Annotated in this window: 15 protein-coding genes; 5 read left to right on the top strand and 10 right to left on the bottom strand. The window is 58.1% G+C overall.

What is annotated here, in order from left to right:
- Positions 1-236 precede the first annotated feature (236 nt).
- Entirely contained in the window at positions 237-1118 is an 882-nt protein-coding gene (locus DW661_RS01310) for a hypothetical protein (RefSeq protein ID WP_117817290.1), read from the bottom strand.
- A gap of 543 nt (positions 1119-1661) precedes the next feature.
- Complete coding sequence (locus DW661_RS01305) at positions 1662-3098, bottom strand: PLP-dependent aminotransferase family protein (protein ID WP_118934247.1); 1437 nt, start codon at positions 3096-3098, stop codon at positions 1662-1664.
- Between the two features lie 145 nt (positions 3099-3243).
- Between DW661_RS01305 and pdxS the strand changes: the two genes are divergently transcribed.
- Entirely contained in the window at positions 3244-4134 is an 891-nt protein-coding gene (gene pdxS, locus DW661_RS01300; RefSeq protein ID WP_117776059.1) for a pyridoxal 5'-phosphate synthase lyase subunit PdxS, read from the top strand.
- A gap of 20 nt (positions 4135-4154) precedes the next feature.
- Positions 4155-4742 carry a pyridoxal 5'-phosphate synthase glutaminase subunit PdxT gene (gene pdxT / locus DW661_RS01295; protein ID WP_117765938.1) on the top strand — a complete coding sequence of 196 codons (588 nt, stop codon included), beginning with the start codon at positions 4155-4157 and terminating at the stop codon, positions 4740-4742.
- 402 nt (positions 4743-5144) lie between these two features.
- Here pdxT and DW661_RS01290 read toward each other — a convergent pair whose 3' ends face one another.
- Complete coding sequence (locus DW661_RS01290; protein ID WP_117776058.1) at positions 5145-6056, bottom strand: hypothetical protein; 912 nt, start codon at positions 6054-6056, stop codon at positions 5145-5147.
- A 152-nt stretch (positions 6057-6208) separates the two neighbouring features.
- Positions 6209-7624 (bottom strand): MFS transporter, encoded by a 1416-nt coding sequence (locus DW661_RS01285; RefSeq protein WP_117776057.1) that lies wholly within the window; start codon positions 7622-7624, stop codon positions 6209-6211.
- Positions 7625-7828: 204 nt separating this feature from the next.
- Between DW661_RS01285 and DW661_RS01280 the strand changes: the two genes are divergently transcribed.
- On the top strand, positions 7829-8239 hold the full coding sequence (locus DW661_RS01280; protein ID WP_117776056.1) for a peptide deformylase: 411 nt from the start codon (positions 7829-7831) through the stop codon (positions 8237-8239).
- A 36-nt stretch (positions 8240-8275) separates the two neighbouring features.
- The gene (locus tag DW661_RS01275; protein WP_117776055.1) at positions 8276-9199 is read left to right on the top strand and encodes a LysR family transcriptional regulator; all 924 of its coding nucleotides are present in this window, start codon (positions 8276-8278) and stop codon (positions 9197-9199) included.
- Between the two features lie 123 nt (positions 9200-9322).
- On the opposite strand, the gene DW661_RS01270 is transcribed toward DW661_RS01275, so the two are convergent.
- The 6 genes from DW661_RS01270 to DW661_RS01245 all read right to left on the bottom strand — a co-directional run bounded on the left by DW661_RS01270 (position 9323) and on the right by DW661_RS01245 (position 17171).
- Positions 9323-10765, bottom strand: a complete 1443-nt coding sequence (locus DW661_RS01270; protein WP_117776054.1) for a PTS transporter subunit EIIC — start codon at positions 10763-10765, stop codon at positions 9323-9325.
- 193 nt (positions 10766-10958) lie between these two features.
- Positions 10959-12077 (bottom strand): neutral/alkaline non-lysosomal ceramidase N-terminal domain-containing protein, encoded by a 1119-nt coding sequence (locus tag DW661_RS01265; RefSeq protein ID WP_118934245.1) that lies wholly within the window; start codon positions 12075-12077, stop codon positions 10959-10961.
- On the bottom strand, positions 12074-13342 hold the full coding sequence (locus DW661_RS01260) for a hypothetical protein (protein WP_117776052.1): 1269 nt from the start codon (positions 13340-13342) through the stop codon (positions 12074-12076). Before DW661_RS01260 ends, DW661_RS01265 begins: the two co-directional genes overlap by 4 nt.
- 26 nt (positions 13343-13368) lie before the next feature.
- Positions 13369-14403 (bottom strand): amidohydrolase family protein, encoded by a 1035-nt coding sequence (locus DW661_RS01255; RefSeq protein ID WP_117776051.1) that lies wholly within the window; start codon positions 14401-14403, stop codon positions 13369-13371.
- A 227-nt stretch (positions 14404-14630) separates the two neighbouring features.
- Positions 14631-16112, bottom strand: a complete 1482-nt coding sequence (locus DW661_RS01250) for an aminotransferase class I/II-fold pyridoxal phosphate-dependent enzyme (protein ID WP_117640619.1) — start codon at positions 16110-16112, stop codon at positions 14631-14633.
- Between the two features lie 201 nt (positions 16113-16313).
- Positions 16314-17171: a LysR family transcriptional regulator gene (locus DW661_RS01245; RefSeq protein WP_117640615.1), complete on the bottom strand. Its 858-nt coding sequence runs from the start codon at positions 17169-17171 to the stop codon at positions 16314-16316.
- A 118-nt stretch (positions 17172-17289) separates the two neighbouring features.
- On the opposite strand from DW661_RS01245, the gene DW661_RS01240 reads away from it, so the two are divergent.
- The gene (locus DW661_RS01240) at positions 17290-18201 is read left to right on the top strand and encodes a DMT family transporter (protein ID WP_117640614.1); all 912 of its coding nucleotides are present in this window, start codon (positions 17290-17292) and stop codon (positions 18199-18201) included.
- The last annotated feature ends 30 nt before the right edge of the window (positions 18202-18231 follow it).

Raw genomic sequence — 18231 nt, 5'->3', positions numbered from 1 at the left:
CGCCTGAGAGACATTCTCTAGCTTTATAAGGCCCGGACCGCATGGTTCGGGCCTTTTTCGTGTCTTGCAAACCAGTTAACGTCCCAAAAATAGGACCACCTTTGACATCGGCTTCGCGTCAAAAACTAAGTGAGTAGCCTTTTGGGAACTTGTCGAGCAGACCACCCGTATTGCTTTATAAAACCGCAGGTAGATAGCTTGCCGCAAAACAATCTGGTCGCCATCACGCTAAAAGTCTACTCACTTAGATTTGCAACCGTCCATGATCGGGCCTTTTTGTGTCTAACGGGCATCTTTTTGTCGATTTCTCCCAGTTTTGACCAGTCAACGAATAGCTCAGACCGAAGTAATGCCTCGGCCCCTTGCTCCTCCAAGCTTTTATCGCGATATTCAACATCGAGCAACCTGCATACGGCCTTAACAATCGCATGGAATCTATCATCATCGGATATCTGTCCGTGTGTCAGGAGAAATACATCGTAGCCCATGGCCTGAAGCGCCGTCATGCGGTCGGCGTCACGCAAACCATCCCCGGCTCGCCCGTGTGAGCCCTTTCCTTGGCATTCAATGGCCACCTGTCGCTCTCCGTCCGGCGAAGAAAGAAGTAGGTCGATATATACACGGGACTTGCCTACAATCGCCCGAGCACTTGCGCTTAGCGCCACTTCGACATTGAGCTCTATGCCGCAAAAACCTTCGCCTCCCAATGATCGTGGCAACCCAAGCAACAAATACGTCTCAACCTCAAAAGGCGATGCGGCACCCAGTGGAACGAGATGCGATACCGCGACAAATCGCTTGCCGTAACGCATCCCACAAACATCTGAACAAAAACGGTCAAGATCTCCGTCCAAAACCAAAGCGTCGCGCCGCCACAAATTTGAGGCGGCACCGTCCTCGGACGGGCAACGTGCCCAACCAAAGGTTGCCGGAATCGCGCCCGACTCAATTGCACGCGAAAGCTCTGCCTCGAGTGCTGCTGGCAAGGCACAAACCGTAAACAAGCCGCACATCTCCGCCAATACCAAAAGCAGCTGGAGATCCGTCAGATGCCGCGACATGATGAATGCCGTCAGCAAAGGAGATGTGACCAAAAACCCATGTTCCGTTTCCAGCACGGATTCCCTGGGAAGCTCACCAAGGAACAGCCGTTGCCTAACGCTGGCAGGACAAGTCCGCTTATTTCTCGTCCCAACCAATGTATGCAACGGCAAGCCGAGCGCAACCGCAGCCGTCGGGTTACGGGCGAGGCCATATCGCTGCCGGTCTTCTTCCGGTCGTGGAAGTGGCGGACACAAAGCGAGGGCTTGAGGAGGCAAACGCCAGTACCTAAAAGCCGATATGTCACAAAGTAGATCCTTCATAGGCACAGGAAAACACGGATTTCAACCCAGTCAGTCACGCATTGGCGCGAACGCACCAAAAATGGCGCCGAACGGACTGCCGAGTTTTCAACAGCCCTCCCCAACTGGCCAAAAGCTTGCCAAGAGCTGGACGAAGCCCTGTTGAAAACCCCATTTTTTTTCTCATGCAGGAGCTTTGCGCGGCAAGTGAGTAGACTTTTTTGAACATCCCGATCAGGCCGGTCATCCTGCTTTTCAAAACCGCAGGTAGATAGCTTGTTACAAAACTGCCTGGTCGCCAAAGTGCTAAAAGTCTACTCACTTAGGTTGCAGAGTGCCCCCCATTAGCTGCAATTCCAAGATAGTTAGTACTTTTGGACTCAGATCGTCATACTGAACAAGAATTTGAGTTGAGTTTTCAGGGACAGATGCGCCATCGGCACACCAAAAACAGTCACCGATATCGATAAAAGGGATGCTCGAGCGCGTGAGGGCCCGTGCAAAAGTGCTTCCGCCCATTCCACGCTCCGCAACCACGATACAGTAAAGGCCCGCGTCTGCATGCTCGATCGAGACCTCCCCTGCCGGAAACGCTTTCCGTACAAGCGCTGCCAGGCCATCGCGTGCCTCGCGAGCACGCACGCGCACGCGGTTCACATGCCGCTCGTAATCACCCGATTCCAGCAAGCGCGCTAAAGCGACCTGGTCAACAGAACTTACCGACGAGGCGTAGAAACCAAGGTTGCGTTTAAACCTCTCCATTAGTTCATCGGGCAGCACCATGTACGCCAAACGTAACGCCGATGAAAGGCTCTTCGAAAACGTGTTGGTGTAGATAACCGACTGGGCGGCATCGATCGACGCGAGCGCGGGAATCGGCTTGCCGGCAAGGCGAAACTCACAATCAAAGTCGTCTTCGATGAGATACCGACCTGGCCGCTCGGCGGCCCAGCTCAGCAACGCATAGCGACGTGCAATGCTCGTCACAAGACCGGTCGGATACTGATGAGACGGCATCAGATGAAGGACATCGGTCCCGATTTTCTGCAGCGCGCTCAAGTCCACGCCCTCAGCATCCAACGGGACATGCCGTACTTCGCAACCCATGGCCTGATAGATGCGCGTCAAGCGCAAATAGCCTGGATCCTCGACGGCATACACCTTGTCCGCGCCAAGCAACTGAACCAACATGGTATCGAGCAGCTGGGCGCCCGCACCGATAACGATATTGTCGGGATTGACATTCATGCCCCTTGTCCCGCGCAGATGGTGCGCAATCGCACGTCGCAGTCGAGCGGTGCCCTGCGCCGGTGCGGGCGAAAAGATTTCACGTTCGTCTTCGGACGTCAGCGTCGCCCGTAGGGCGGCCTGCCAAAGCCGCGCCGCTTCCAAGGCGGAAGGAGAAAGTGCGTCGAATCGCTCGACCTGCCCCGTGGCATCATGCGCGCTGGGGCCAACAGAGACAGCATCTCGGTCGATATCCCCCGCGGCCAAAGACAAAACCGGTGCATCGGGAAGCTCGCACGCGTAGTAACCACGGCGCGGCTTTGAGCAAATATAGCCCTCGGCAAGCAACTGGCTATATGCATTCTCGATGGTAATAACACTGATTCCCAGATGACTGGCAAAGGCGCGCTTGGACGGCAGATGCTCCCCCGCCGTAATGCGTCCAGCTACGATATCATCTCGGATTTGCTGGTAAACATACTCATAGAGCGATGCTTCGCCGCGTTTTTCCAAATTGTAGTCAAGCATGAGTTTATCACCTGACCTTATCGAGCTGTTCAATCTGGTATTAAGCTGACCTTATTATTATCTCGAAAACTGAGTATTTTGCCATGCCCAGCTCCCCGATAGGATGTTCCGTCAAGCAATGCACATGCCAACCAAGGGAGCAACCATGGCAGAACAGACCAGCAAGGCAGATCGCGTCAAACTCAATCGCGAGCTCGCGCAGATGCTCAAGGGCGGCGTCATCATGGACGTCACCACGCCCGAGCAGGCACGTATCGCCGAGGAGGCAGGCGCCTGCGCCGTCATGGCTCTCGAGCGCATCCCGGCCGACATCCGCGCCGCCGGCGGCGTGTCGCGCATGAGTGACCCCAAGATGATCAAGGGCATTCAAGAGGCCGTCTCCATCCCCGTCATGGCCAAGTGCCGCATCGGTCACATCGTCGAGGCGCAGGTCCTTCAGGCCATCGAGATCGACTACATCGATGAGTCCGAGGTTCTCTCCCCCGCCGACGATGTCTACCACATCGATAAGACCCAGTTTGACGTCCCGTTTGTCTGCGGTGCCCGCGATCTGGGCGAAGCGTTGCGCCGTGTTGCCGAGGGCGCCACAATGATTCGCACCAAGGGCGAGCCGGGCACGGGCGACGTCGTCCAAGCCGTGCGCCACATGCGCAAGATTCAAAAGCAAATCCGCGACGTTGCTGCTCTGCGCGATGACGAGCTCTTTGAGGCAGCTAAGCAACTGCAAGTTCCAGTCGAGCTTGTGCGCGAGGTCCATGCCACGGGCAAGCTTCCCGTGGTGAACTTTGCCGCCGGCGGTGTAGCAACCCCCGCGGACGCCGCGCTGATGATGCAGCTGGGTGCCGAGGGCGTCTTTGTCGGCTCGGGCATCTTTAAGAGCGGCGACCCCGCCAAACGCGCCGCCGCCATCGTTAAGGCTGTGGCAAACTTCACCGACGCCAAGCTCATTGCCGAGCTTTCTGAGGACCTGGGCGAGGCCATGGTCGGTATCAACGCTGACGAGATCGAGATCATCATGGAGGAGCGCGGACGCTAGTCCAGCAGAAAGGATCGCACATGAGCGATTATGCAGGCCAGACGGTCGCCGTGCTGGCGGTCCAAGGCGCTTTTGCCGAGCACGAGACAAGACTATCCGAGCTGGGCGCACGTTGTATTGAGCTGAGGCAGGCGGCTGATTTGATGCAGGACTTTGACCGTCTGGTACTTCCCGGCGGCGAGTCCACCGTTCAAGGGAAGCTGCTTGATGAGCTGGGCATGCTCGAGGAGCTTCGCGCCCGTATCGCTGAAGGCATGCCCGTCCTGGGCACCTGCGCCGGCTTGATTCTACTGGCTCACGACCTTGCCGCCCATGACGATAAAGGCACGCCGCGTTTGGCAACCATGGATGTACTTGTCGAGCGCAATGCCTACGGCAGGCAGCTCGGCAGCTTTCGAACCAAGGGGCAAGTAGCCGGCATCGACGGCGAAGCGCCGCTGACGTTTATCCGCGCGCCCCGCATCGTCGAGGTCCACGGCGACGCCAAGGCCCTGGCCGAAGTCGATGGCCGCATCGTCGCTGCCCGCCAAGACAATCAGCTCGGCGTAACCTTCCACCCCGAACTCGACGAAGACACCCGCCTCCACGAACTGTTCCTACAAATGTAGGCATCGAAATCAACAAACGAAACGAGAGCGGACAATCTCCCACTTCAAGCTTGAATGCAGGCTCAAACCGGGAGATTATCCACTCTCATGCTATGTAGTCATTGGGGTCGCTCTTAAACGACTACTCAAACAAGAACGTTCCCAACGACTACATTGCGATAGACAACCACGTTTGCTCAGATAAAACCGACCAAAATAAACCTGCCCCTTTTTGGCAGGTTTTGATCAAGGCAACGCCGATGTTTTGGCAACGCCAGCGAGCGCCGCCCAGGGCGAACAAGTTGGCATGAAAAAGGCAAGGCATAGACCTTCTGGTCATGCCTTGCCTTTTGAATGACAAATTGTCGCCCTGGGTGGCGCGCAGCGTCAACTAGTTACGCGGTTCGTAGAACCGCGTAACCCCTAAAAGCGGTTGCCGCGGAAGCCGCCACCGTTGCGGCCGCCGCGATCGCCGCCGCGACCGCCGCGGTCGTTACCACGGTTGCCGCCGAAGCCGCCACGGTTGCCACCGCGGTCGCCATAGCCACCACGGTTGCCGCCAAAGCCGCCGCGACCGCCACGGTCGCCGCCACGGTCACCAAAGCCGCCACGGCCGCCACGATCGCCACCGCGACCGCCACGGTCACCGCCGCGGCCACCGCGATCGCCAAAGCCACCGCGGCCACCACGGTCGCCGCCACGGCCACCGCGATCGTCACGGCCACCGCGAGGACCGCGGTCCTCGTCCAGGCCCATGGCGACGAGCGGAGCGATAACCTTATCGAGAGCGACCATCAGCTCGGTGGCCTCCTCGTAAGAAAGCTCGGGCAGGAGCTTCTCCTTCTTGTTGGCAAGCTCGACCAGGCCCTCGGCAGCATCCTCGGCAGCGAAGACGACGATCTTGCGCATATCGCCCTCGGCGTCGTCGATGCGGCCGACCAGATCGGCAGCCTCGGCCTCGGCCATCAGGCCATCGAGCTCACGAAGGCGCATGCCCAGCAGGTCGGACATCTCCTTCTGCTCCATCTTGGGCTTGAGGTCAAGAAGCTTGATGGCGCGCTCGATGTTCGCCATGCGCTCGGCCTTGGCCTCCTCCTCCTTGGAAATAGCAAAGCGACGGCTGCGCAGCAGGCGGGCGGCCTTCTGCATCTTGTCCATCAGCTCTTCGTCATCGTAATCAGCGGCGGCCTCGACAACCTCGGCCTCCTCCTCGGCGGAAACCTCGTCAGCAGCCTCAACCTCGGCAGCTTCGGTCTCCACGGTCTCGACTGCCTCAACCTCGGCAGCCATGGTCTCGTTCTCGGTCTCGTTCATGATCTCTTCGTTCTCGGACATGAGACTCCTTCTTGGCCCTCTCGGGCATCATCGCCCCATTCGCGGGGCCCGTCGCGCACTCTTTGCGCTTTAAACATTCATGCCTCTCGGCAAAACGTCCATTAGTTTATGGTGTCGCCGTCCAATCTAGCTGCAGAATCTATGTGCACACATTAATGCGACATGTGCGACTCGCGGCGAGCGTACACAACCGACACCGCGAACCCGACCACGGCAATCACGGCCGCCACGCGCACGGCAGCTGCAAATCCAATCGCCTGGGCAACGTCCGTCGCAACTCCAGAGGTTCCGGCAGCCGCCGCAGAACTCGAGAGCAGGCCAATAAACAGCGACGGGCCAAACGACGCGGCGATCATGTTCCACGTGTTGAGCAATGCCGTTCCGTGAGGATGCTCAGCGGCAGGCAGCGTCTCCAAGCCGGCCGTCTGCGAGGGACTCAGCACCAAACCGACACCGGCATACACCACAACGGTCAGTGCCACGACAACGCCGATGTTCATGCTTGCCGCAGTCATCGAGATTGCAGTCTGCCCCACGGCAATCAGGGCAAAGCCTACCGGCAGCAGCGGCCATGCGCCATGGGTATCCATAACACGCCCGCCCACAATCGAGGTCACGGCGTTGCAGGCAATCGCCGGCAAAATGAGCAAGCCCGCAACAAGCGCGGTCATGCCATATGCACCCTCAAAATAGAGCGGCAACAAAACGCTCATCGAGAACGTCGTCATCATCGACACCACCACAAGCAGGCACGCCGGCCAAAAACGAGCGCTCGCCATGGGATGTACGTTGAGCACTGGATGGTCAAGCTTGAGCTGGCGGGCCGCGAACAGGCCGAGCAGCACAGCGGCGACGAAAAGCGTCACGACACCGGTCATTACATTGGTCGAGAACTCACCGACGGAATACACAAACGCCGTAATGCCGGCGGCAAGCAAAATAACCGACAGGACATCAAGGGTGGCGTTCGAGCGCTCTCCGACATTTCGAACGAGCTTTGCGCCCGCCACAGCGACCACAACACCGCCCACCAGCGGGACGATAAACACCGCCCTCCAGCCAAACAGGGTGCACATAAGACCACTGATCACAGGGCCAAACGCCGGCCCCAGCGTAATGCAAGCACCGCCTAGGCTCAGATACAGACCGAGCTTCTCGCGCGGAGCGCAAGATAGCACCACATTCATCATGAGCGGAAACAGGATGCCCGAGCCCGCGGCCTGCAGAATACGGCTCGGCAGCAACACGGCAAACGACGGCGCCAACAGGCACAGAATCTCGCCGGCAACCATGCAGCCGCATGCAAAGAACAGCAGCTTGCGTGTCGAGAAGCGCCCGGATAGAAAGGCCATGATGGCCGTAAAGATCGACGTCACGATCATGTAGCCCGAAACAAGCCACTGCGCCGTGGTGGCACTCACCGAAAAAGCCGCCATGATGTCGTGCAGCGCCACGTTAATGATGTTCTCGTTAAACGCGGCAACAAAGGCCGCGATATACATTACGGCAAGAAAAGCCGAAGTGCCCGATGGCGCTACTTGAACTTGTTGCTGAGATTTACTCCCCATGCATTTCCTTCCTCTTGGAACGACAGTTGCATCGCCCCAGAGGAACAGTCCAGGGCGAACATGAGCCCTAGACTTACGCCAGACGCCATACGCGACGAATCTGACAACATGGTCCAACGTCGAAAGATTGTAACGCGGACGCGCGGCTTTCCTTCCGCGCTATTATTAAAAGTCCACGAAAGCATGAGACATGAGGAGCCCGCCATGATCAAGCCCATCATGAAATCCGAGTTCTTTTTGCGCCTGCCTTCCGAAGACGCGGGACCCGAAGACGCCGCGACCGGACAGGACCTCCTGGATACGCTCCACGAGCACGAGCACGAGTGCGTGGGCCTTGCCGCCAACATGATCGGTGTGCGCAAACGCATCATCTGCGTAAAAGATGGCAACAGGGCGCTGTTGATGTACAACCCGCAAATTCTTGAGCAGGTAAATGCCTATCAAACGAGCGAAGGATGTCTCTCGCTGATCGGTGAGCGCCCCTGCACCCGCTACCGTCGCATTAAGGTGGAGTATTTGGACGAGAACTTCGTTCACCGCATCAAAAACTTCTCGGGCTACACCGCCGAAATCATCCAGCACGAAATCGACCACTGCAACGGCGTCGTGGTTTAGGCCACCTGCCAAAATGAGGGTACCGGAGGCCTCCCTATGGATATCAGCCGCTTCGGCGAATTCGCCATCTTAGCGCAGTCACGCACGTTTCTTGATGCGGCGGAACTGCTTTTCATGTCGCAATCAACCCTCTCCAAGCACATCATGGCAATGGAGCACGAACTCGGCTGCAAGCTCATCGATCGAAGCAAGCGCCACGTAACACTCACCGCGCAAGGTGAAGCGCTCCTCCCCTATGCGCAAAAAATTGCGACGCTTCAGCATCGCTATCTTGCCGCCATTCAAATAGGTGCAGATGAGCCGCTCGAGCACCTCACCGTCGGTTCTATCCCCATTATGACCCCTTATGGGATTACGGACGCCGTCATCGATTTTCAGCAGGCGAACCCCTCATATTCTGTCGAGCTCATCGAAGGCGAGGGCGACACACTCAAGCGCATGCTCCTGCACGAGGACATTGACCTGGCCTTCATCCGCGACAGCGGCGCCATCGAGCCGGAGTTCAAAAAGATTCCCTTTACGACCGACCGGCTCGTGGCCGTCCTTTCGCTCGACCATCCACTCGCCGAACGTGACACCGTCGAGATAGACGACCTTATCGACGAGAATTTCCTCATGCTTCCCCAAGGCTCGTTCGTAAGCGAGCTCGTCCTTTCCCTTTGTCGCAAAGCTGGATTTGGCCCACGTGTTACGTTCACCGGCAAACGAGCCGAGAACATCATCTCTCTTGTCGCACGCGGCGCCGGTGTCTCATTCCTCATGCGCAAGCCGGCGGAATCGCTTGCCAGCGGAAAGGTAGCCCTGGTGCCGCTTGAGCCCGCGACGACCTCCGAGGTCAGGCTCTACCTCAAGCGGAACGCCGCGCACTCGCAGGCGGTCGTCTCGTTCATCGGCTTCCTCCCCTACCGTCAGCTCCTGCAGGGCGACCGTGCGTCTTCCACCGCGGCACGACCGTCATAATCCCCGTTGCTCCACAACCGCAGGCTTGTGTCCGCAAACACGCTGACAACGGCACAAAACACAAATATGCCTCGGGCGGCACGTCACCGTCCGAGGCAAATTTAGTTAAAGTGCGCAGACAGACTAGTCCACCGAGATGTTGAGCGCCTTACCGCCCTCGTCCTTCCTGGTACCGATCACCATAGCGGCGACAAGAGCCAGAACGAAAGCGACCACACCGGAGATGACAAGGCCGATAAAGCCCGTGTCGATGCCGGCAGGGTTAATAAAGCTCGGGAAACCGAGCGGGCCGGAGGCACCGAAGGCATAGAGTTTGGCACCCATGAGGCCGGCGATGGCGCCGCCTACACCAGCGGAAATAAAGGTTGCCCACATAAGGCGCTTACGCGGCAGCAAGATGGCGTAAAGCGCAGGCTCGTTGACACCGAAAATCGAAGAGACAAGGGCGGGAATGTTGACGGCAGCATTTTCCTCGGAATCCTTGGTTCGGATGACCATGCCAAGCACAGCACCGGCGATGGCACAACCGCCTGCATACACGAGCGGGTTAATGAGGTCATAGCCGTAGGTTGCGACATCGAGAAACCACAGCGGGATGATACCCCAGTGCAGGCCGAACATGACGAGCAGGCTCCAGAACGTGCCGATGACGAAGCCGGCGATGGCGGGCTGGAAGTTGATGAGCATCAAGATGATCTGGGCAACGATATTGGAGAGGACCGTCATGACCGGACCGACCACAAGCAGGCCAAGGATGCCGCAAATGAGGAGCGTCAGGATGTTGGAGAAGAACGAACTCACAAGCGCGGGCAGCGCGTTAGAAAGGGCCTTGTGCACCTTGGAGGCAATCCAGACGATAAAGATCGCAGGCAGAATCGTCGATGAGTAATTCTGCATGATCAGCGGGATGCCAAAAATATCACCATAGACATTGGACTCGAAGACCGTGCCGGCGCCGAGCGTGTAGAGCGGATCTCCGCCCATAAGGGCAACGAGCGTCGGGTAGACGAGGATACCACCGAGCGCCATTCCCATAACGGGCTTAAGTCCGAACTTCTTGGCCGACGTCCAGCCAATGATTAGCGGAAAGTAATAGAAGACCGAATCTCCGATTGCCGAGAGCGTCACATACGTATTGCTGTCCTTGGCAAGCCAACCGGCAACCGTGCAGAGCGCGAGCATCGACTTGATAAAGCCACCGGCCATAAGCACGCCAAGAACCGGCTGCAGAATCTCGGAAATGATGGCGAGCAGACGCGAGAATGGATCGCCCTTTTTGACGTCGTCGCCCTCATCGATATCGAGTGCGGGTTTGGAGTCGAACCCGCCAATCTGAACAAGGTCGTTGTAGACGGCCTCGACAGTGGCACCTATCACGACCTGATACTGTCCGCCGGCCTGGATGACGTCAACGACGCCCTTCGTCGCCTTAAGTTCATTGGTCTGGGCGAGCGATTCATCCTTGAGGTGGAAGCGGAGACGCGTAATGCAGTGGCTCACGTCTAACACATTGTCTCGACCACCGACCTTTGTGATGATTTCATCGCAAAGCTTCTGGTATTTCATGGAATTCTCCTTTTTCTGAGCGGGGCATAGCGTAGATTTCAGGCCTCCGTAGTCGACGTGGGAGGGCAAGGAACCCGCTTCCCCCTTTGAAATCCGCGGACGCACGTACGCCCGGGATAGGAAACGGCAGAGAAGATGGAAGATGCCGATCACATGGCAGCGAACCTCATTAGCCCATGTCACGCAATCAGGTCTACAGACGCGAATCTGCTGCGCCGAGAAGTCTCGTCGTCTGGCAGAACTTGTCACACAGACGTTCCGGTTCGCCCTGGGGAATCTGAGTACGCTCGGTCTCAAAGGAGAGGCCGTACTCGCGTGCCGGAAGGAAATACTCGAAATAGCCGTTGGTGTAACCGCAAACTATTCCCTCGACCGGACATTCGCGCTTCATGCGAATACCCAGGTCGCTGCCGAGCTCACTCGGGAACACAAAGAGATGCAGGCCGCCCAAACTGATGACGGCACACTTAAGCGTGAGCGAAAAGTCGTCATGGGCAACGGTGTGATAGAACGTCTGAGGCTCGATGCGGTCAATAACGACCTCGCGATCGAGCTTGATCTGGGAAATCGCCTCGGCAAGACCGGTCGAAACACGCTCAACCTCGGGAATGCCGCGTCCCTGGCGAAAATTGCGGTCGCTACAGTCGCCAGCAGCACCGACGACCATGGCCGGATAGTAACCAAGACTCTGAGCGAGCTTTTTGCCGGTAAGACCGGCGAGTTCGCTCGTGAGCTCCGTGCAGTCGGGTCCGACACAGGCAGAATGCACCGCCCAGTTCACAAAGCCCGCAAACGATTTGCCTTCGTCATCGAAGAACGACACCACGATAACCTCATTGTCGGCAAGCTCTCCGGGAATGATGCGGTTGTCGTAGAAACCGGTGATGACTTTTTTGCCCATGCGGCAGGTCGCAGGTCGCACGTTGGCGCGGCACTCTTCGAAGCATTGACAGATGGTATCGAGGAACCAGCGATAGTAGTCCTCGTTGAATTTTCCCGTCCACCAGCTGCGATGGTAGGCGACGATCGAAGTGTGGTCGTGCGTCGCGGAGAGCAGAACGCAATCACGGTCGATTCCGTAGCGCTCGGCGAGCATCGTCTTAACCTCCTCGGCCATGCTCTCCTCAAACTCGAGAACATCGGCGTTGAAGAGAAAAACTTCGCGGTCGTCCTGTTGGAAAAGAATCGCGTTGGCGAAGACGTCGTCATGGACGCCTGTCGCAGGCTCCAGACGGTTGGGGAGGTTACGGTATCCGATTAGATAGATGTCGCCTTGCGGGGTAATCTTGCGGCGTGCATGTCCGATATTCATGCAAGTTCTCCTTTTTGTCGCGCCGCGTTTAAAGCGGCAAGGATGGTTTGGAGGAGGCGCTCATGGGAACCGGCGGCAAAGCCGGAGTTCATGGCCTCATAGGTGATTTTCTCGTACGCATCGGGGGCCGGCAGATACTTCTGCCCTCCGTTGACAAGCGTGGCGAAGAGCACGGGGCAGAATCGGGCGGCGCGCACGGCGGCGCCAAACGAGCTCGAAACCTCGGGCTGGATACCAACGAACTCGGCATTTCCCAGCCGAAGTAAATAGACCCTCGTACGCTGTTCGCCCGCCGCATGAAACTCATAAGTTCGATGCGGGGCCAATGAGCAGAAGTCGGCGCGCGTCTGGGCGGGCAAAAGGACGTCGACCGTGCGAGCATCGACGCCGATGGCATCGTCCTCACGCGCCGCACGGACGGCCTCAATCAACGCATCGCTCAGAACGCGACCCTGTCGATGCAGCATGCGATATCCACTCTCGTGAGCATCTAACGTTTGCTTCGCCCCGGTCGAATCAAACGCAACGGTCACGGCGCGCTCCGCCGGACTCTGATCCCCCGCGGCACCGGGCAGCAGCAACACAACTCCGCCCAATTCGCGCTCGAGAGCCATGGCGGCAAAGCCAAAGAGGTCCCCGCTCACCACGCGCTTCCCTTGAGAATCGTGCGATCCGTCGAGCACGGAAGACTGGACATCAGCCGTCGCAAGCATGGCAACGAGCCCGCCCTCAGCATCCCTCGCGACAAGTACGGGCATCGCGTGGTCGGCAAACCCCTTGGGGTCTACTCCCAGCCACCAGCCGGCCGGCGTCTCAATGTCGCGGTTAACGTTCACAGGACAGTGGCCCTCCGCCGAGGCGAGCGTGACAGAGCGAATGCCCGCAACCGCCTGCTCAACAGCCGCGCGTGTCGCGGCGATGAGCGCGGCACGATAGCGCTCATTTCGATCGCGGGCATCGGTGTCGGCCAGATGCCCAGGGGTGCGCACGTGAGGCGCAGAAAACGTGTGGGTCGGGACCACCCAAGAAAAGGCGCCGTCGCAATTGGAGACATCCTTGACAACCTCACGCAGATCGGCGAGTAGGGCCGGAGCGATCGAGGTAACCTCAAGTGAAAGGATGCAAGCGCGCCGCCCCATCCCTTCGACCACGAAGGCACGGACAAAGATTTCATGACGGAGTGCGTCGAAACCGTCGAACGGCAATACGTCCTCTAAGTTAATGGCCACCCGGGCGGCTCCGGCCTTCATCTCTCCCTTATCCATGGCGAACGCCCTCCTTTATCTGTCGCTCACTCGATGCCGTACAGGCGCCGTGCCGTGCCGCCAAGCATAAGGTCCTTGTCCGTATCACTTAAATCTGTAGCGCGGACGCAGGCGACACCCTCTGTTAGCCACTCGCGTTTAACGGGATAACTCGTACCAAAGACAATATGGTCTGCACCAAGGACTTCAACCGCACAGGCAAGAAGCGTCTCGCCCCAGGGCTGAGCATGGGACATGTCGAAATAAACGTTGTTCTCAAGACGCTTGGAGACCGTCTCGGTATCGGTCTGGAAGCGACCCGAGGCATCTGGACGCTTGGGACCGTGCGGCAGCAGCATCTCCTTAAACGCAAAATAAGCGCCACCGAGCATGGAGTGGACCATCTTGACGTTGGGATAACGCTCGAAGAAGTCGCTGAAGATTTCACGACCGATCACCGTGGTCTGGTCGACGCAACGGCCGTAGGAGCGACGCAGGTTGTCGTATGCGAGCAGCGACGTATGCTCGACCGGTACGGGCACATGGTGCACGTAAACGGTGACGCTGCGTTCGTTCAGTCGCTCAAAAAAGCCCGAAAAGATCGGATCGTCAAGATAGCGCTTGCCGTAGTGGGCGCAGAGTTGCACGCCCGCGAAACCCTCGTCGAGCCTGCGATCGAGTTCCTCAAGGTTCGCCTCGGTGCCAAAGGGAGGCACGGCGACAAGCGGTATCAAGCGACCGTTCGACGCTTTTGCGTCAGCGGCCATACCGTCGTTGAAGCGCCGGCACATCTCGAGTGACATCCACTCATGGCAGCCGGGGAGTTTGAGAATCGCTTTATCGACCCCCGCCTCGTCCATGTCTGCCAGACGCTTCTCAAGGGTGTAGTCTCCCTCGATATAGTTAAGGCCCGGGAAGCCAGCGGGCTTTTCGATCACAATCTGTCGCTTGCCCGTGGGGCTTACGGTCAGATAGCCCTCGGTGTCGTAAGCGCGGGGCACCTCGGCCAAAAACTGTTCACAGAGTGTCTCGTCATGGAAGATGCGCTCGTCAAACCAGTAGGAATTTGCATCGATAATCATTGGTGGGGACCGCCTTTCATCTTGTCGAGAACATTCTAAAAAAGCGGACACACGGACATCAATTCCAGTTGAAGCACACTGTATTCCATTTTGGAATACAGTTTTCCGTTCACACGCGAACCCCACTCACCCAAACGATCGAGACGCCGACAACGCGAGCTTTAACAGAAAACGGGCGACCCGAATCTGTTACGGGCCGCCCGTTAAATGACAGACTATCTCTGTCGTTATGATTGACGGTAGTGATCGAAGAAGTCGGCGAGGTCTTCGAGGGACTCTTTGAGTACTTCCATGCGCGGCAGGTACACGATGCGGAAGTGGTCAGGCTCAGCCCAGTTGAAGCCGCCACCGCGCGTGATCAGGATCTTCTTCTCGTGCAGCAGGTCGAGGGCAAACTGCTCGTCATCGGTGATGTTGAACTTCTTCACATCCATCTTGGGGAAGATATAGAACGCCGCACGCGGCTTGACCACCGAGATGCCGTCGATCTTGTTGAGTGCCTCATACACAAAGTTGCGCTGCTCGTAGACACGACCGCCGGGGCGGATGTAGTTGTTAACAGACTGATGGCCGCCGAGCGCCGTCTGGACGATCGACTGAGCCGGCACGTTGGAGCACAGGCGCATGTTCGAGAGCATGTTGATGCCCATAATAAAGTCGCTCATGCAGCGCTGGTTACCCGAAAGCACCATCCAGCCAATACGATAGCCCGCGATCATGTGCGACTTGGAAAGGCCGCTAAAGGTGACGCAGGGCAGGTCGGGGGCGAGTGATGCAATGGAGACGTGCTCGTAGCCGTCCATGCACAGGCGGTCGTAGATCTCGTCGGCAAAAATCATGAGCTGGTGCCTGCGCGCGATTTCAACGATGCCCTCGAGCACCTCGCGCGGATAGACCGAGCCCGTGGGGTTGTTGGGGTTGATGATGACGAGGGCCTTGGTCGCGCTCGTGATCTTGGACTCCATATCCTCCAGGTCGGGATACCAATCCGCTTGCTCATCACACAGATAGTGAACGGGATGACCGCCGGCAAGGGTTGCGCACGCCGTCCAGAGCGGATAATCGGGGCTGGGGATCAGAATCTCGTCGCCATTGTCGAGCAGCGCGTTCATCGAAAGCTGAATGAGTTCGGACACGCCGTTGCCCGTGTAGATGTGCTCCATCTGAACATTGGGCAGGCCCTTGATCTGCGAGTACTGCATGATTGCCTTGCGCGCGGAGAACAGACCGCGCGAGTTGGAATAGCCTTCGCAGTCGGGCAGCTGCTGGCGCATGTCCTTGATGACCTCATCGGGCGTGCGGAAACCAAAGGGCGCGGGGTTGCCGATGTTGAGCTTGAGAATACGCTCGCCCTCGTCCTCCATACGGGCGGCCTCGTCGACGACGGGGCCGCGCACGTCATACAGGACGTTATCGAGCTTGGTGGATTTAGAAAAAGTACGCATGGTGGTGCTCCTTGGAATTTGAGCTGAGGGATGGGGTTCGGGCTTGGGCACGTTGCGAGGCGATGATTCCTCGCCTTGATCGGCGTCACCGGCGATCAGCCAGGTAACATCAACCTCCAAAATACGGGCGAGTAGCTCTGCCACATCGCGCCGCGGGATCGTCTTGCCGCTCACATATTGGCTCATCTGACTCTTGCCGAGTTTTTTGCCGAGCATCTCCGATGCGCGGATTACGTCCGACTGGCGAACGTCGCGATCGGACATAGTCTGTCGCAGGCGATCGCTAAACGTCTCTTGGGCCACAGGAACCTCCTTGCTGGCAAAGTTCAATTTATAGAACACGAATTGAACCTAAGTTCAATTTAGGCAGCAGTATAGCGCCGTACCTTATTCGGAAGTTCAATTTCACAAGAAAACGTACCGAACTCCGAGATTTGCCCAAGGCGGACAATGACGCGCACGCGTTTAGAGATATTCAAGGAATCGAGCGGCGGCAAGCGAAACGTCAGCCGTGCGATATATCGCGTTGATCTGCCGATGGGGATGTCCCTCGAGCGGACGCACGGCGACATCGAACTGACAGCGGCGCAAGATGAGCGCCGGAAGAATACTCACGCCCAGACCGTCCTCGACCATGGCCATAATCGCATAATCATCCCAGGTCGATAGCTTAGAACGCACCGCCAGACCCGCGCGGCGAAACAGCGGCGTAATCTCGTCGTCGCTACCGCGTTCCAGAAGAATAAACTGCTCGTTGGCCAAATCGGCAAGGGAAACGACCTCCGCGGTGGCAAGCGAGGAGTCCGCTGGCACCACGGCCATCAGCTCGTCTTGCACCAACGGCCGCGACGCCATGCCGGCGCCGCGTGGCTCGCGCGGAATAAAGCCCAGGTCGCAGCGGCCTTCCGCCACCCATTGCTCAATCTCGGAGTAATCACCCATCAGCAGCTCGTAATCGACATCCGGGTGATCAGCGCGAAACCGCGCGATCACCGGCGGCAGTACATGGGTCGCCACACTCGAGAATGTACCGATACAGATCTTGCCACGCATGAGCCCCCGCATCTCGTCCACGCGTCGCTGCAGGCGGCCAAACTCTTCGCATAACGCCTCGACTGCCGGCATGACCTGCCGCCCGTCGGCAGAAAGCACCACGCCCTCGCGGCCGCGATCAAGCACCTTAAAACCCCAGTCTGCCTCAAGGTCGCCCACCATGCGGCTCACGCCCGACTGCGAATAGCTCAGCCGCTCTGCAGCATGCGTAAAGCTGCCGGCACGCACCGTCTCGAGCAGCACTTGCATCTTTTGAATATTCGTTTCCACGGCATCCCTCCACCTTTACATGAGTTTTTGTCATGTTATCCATGCATTATATTCGCTTTTCTTCTAAAGCCACCTCACCCATAGTGAACATGCTCGGATATAGAGGAGATGTCAGCACATGAACAACGGACTGTTTACGTACTTAGCAGCATTGCTATTGTTTGGCTCCAACGGCATCATCGCCGCTGCCATCGCGCTGCCGAGCTCCGATATCGTACTGTTGCGCACGTTTTTGGGCGCTCTCACCCTTGCCGCCATCCTCTTCATAACCAAGCGCCATAACCTGCAGGCTCCGTCTCGCCCCCGCGAGGCCGCAGCGCTCATCGTCTCGGGCGCCGCGCTGGGCGCCAGCTGGATTTTCCTGTTCCGCGCCTATCAGACGATCGGCGTTGGCATCTCCTCGCTGTTGTATTACTGCGGCCCCATCATCGTTATGGCCCTCTCCCCGCTCATTTTTGGCGAAAAGCTGACCGGCGGCAAAATCGCCGGGTTTATCGCCGTTGCCTGTGGCGCCTTTCTCATTGCGGCGCAAGGTCTAGGCGGCAATATGCCCATTGCGGGTATCGCTTGCGGCATCGCCTCGGCCTTCTGCTACGCCTTGATGGTCATCGCTAGCAAGGGTGCGCCACACATCGAAGGCCTCGAGAACTCCACGCTCCAGGTGAGCGCCGCCTTTGTAACCGCGTTGATCCTTACGCTCTTCACGCAAGGTGCCCCCTCGTTCCTCTCCCCCAGCATTGCCGCCGGCATCGATTGGGGCGCCGTCGCCATGCTCGGCGTCGTCAACACCGGCATCGGTTGCCTGCTCTACTTTAGTGCCGTCGCCAAGCTGCCCGTCCAGACCGTCGCGGTCGTCGGCTACCTCGAGCCGCTTTCGGCCGTCGTGTTCTCCGTTGCCCTTTTGGGAGAGACCATGACGCCCATCCGCCTCATGGGCGCCGCGTTGATCATCGGCGGCGCGATCTTTTGCGAAGTCGCCGGCAAACGCGCAGACACCAAAGCAAGCATCGCCCAAGCAGCACGCGCCTAAAAGCCCCTCTTCAGTTTCAAAGCAGGGGCG

The sequence above is a fragment of the Collinsella sp. AM24-1 genome (assembly GCF_003470325.1).
Classification (GTDB): Bacteria; Actinomycetota; Coriobacteriia; order Coriobacteriales; family Coriobacteriaceae; genus Collinsella.
Note: the sequence above shows the minus strand (reverse complement) of the source record. Positions and strands in the feature narration are given on the sequence as shown.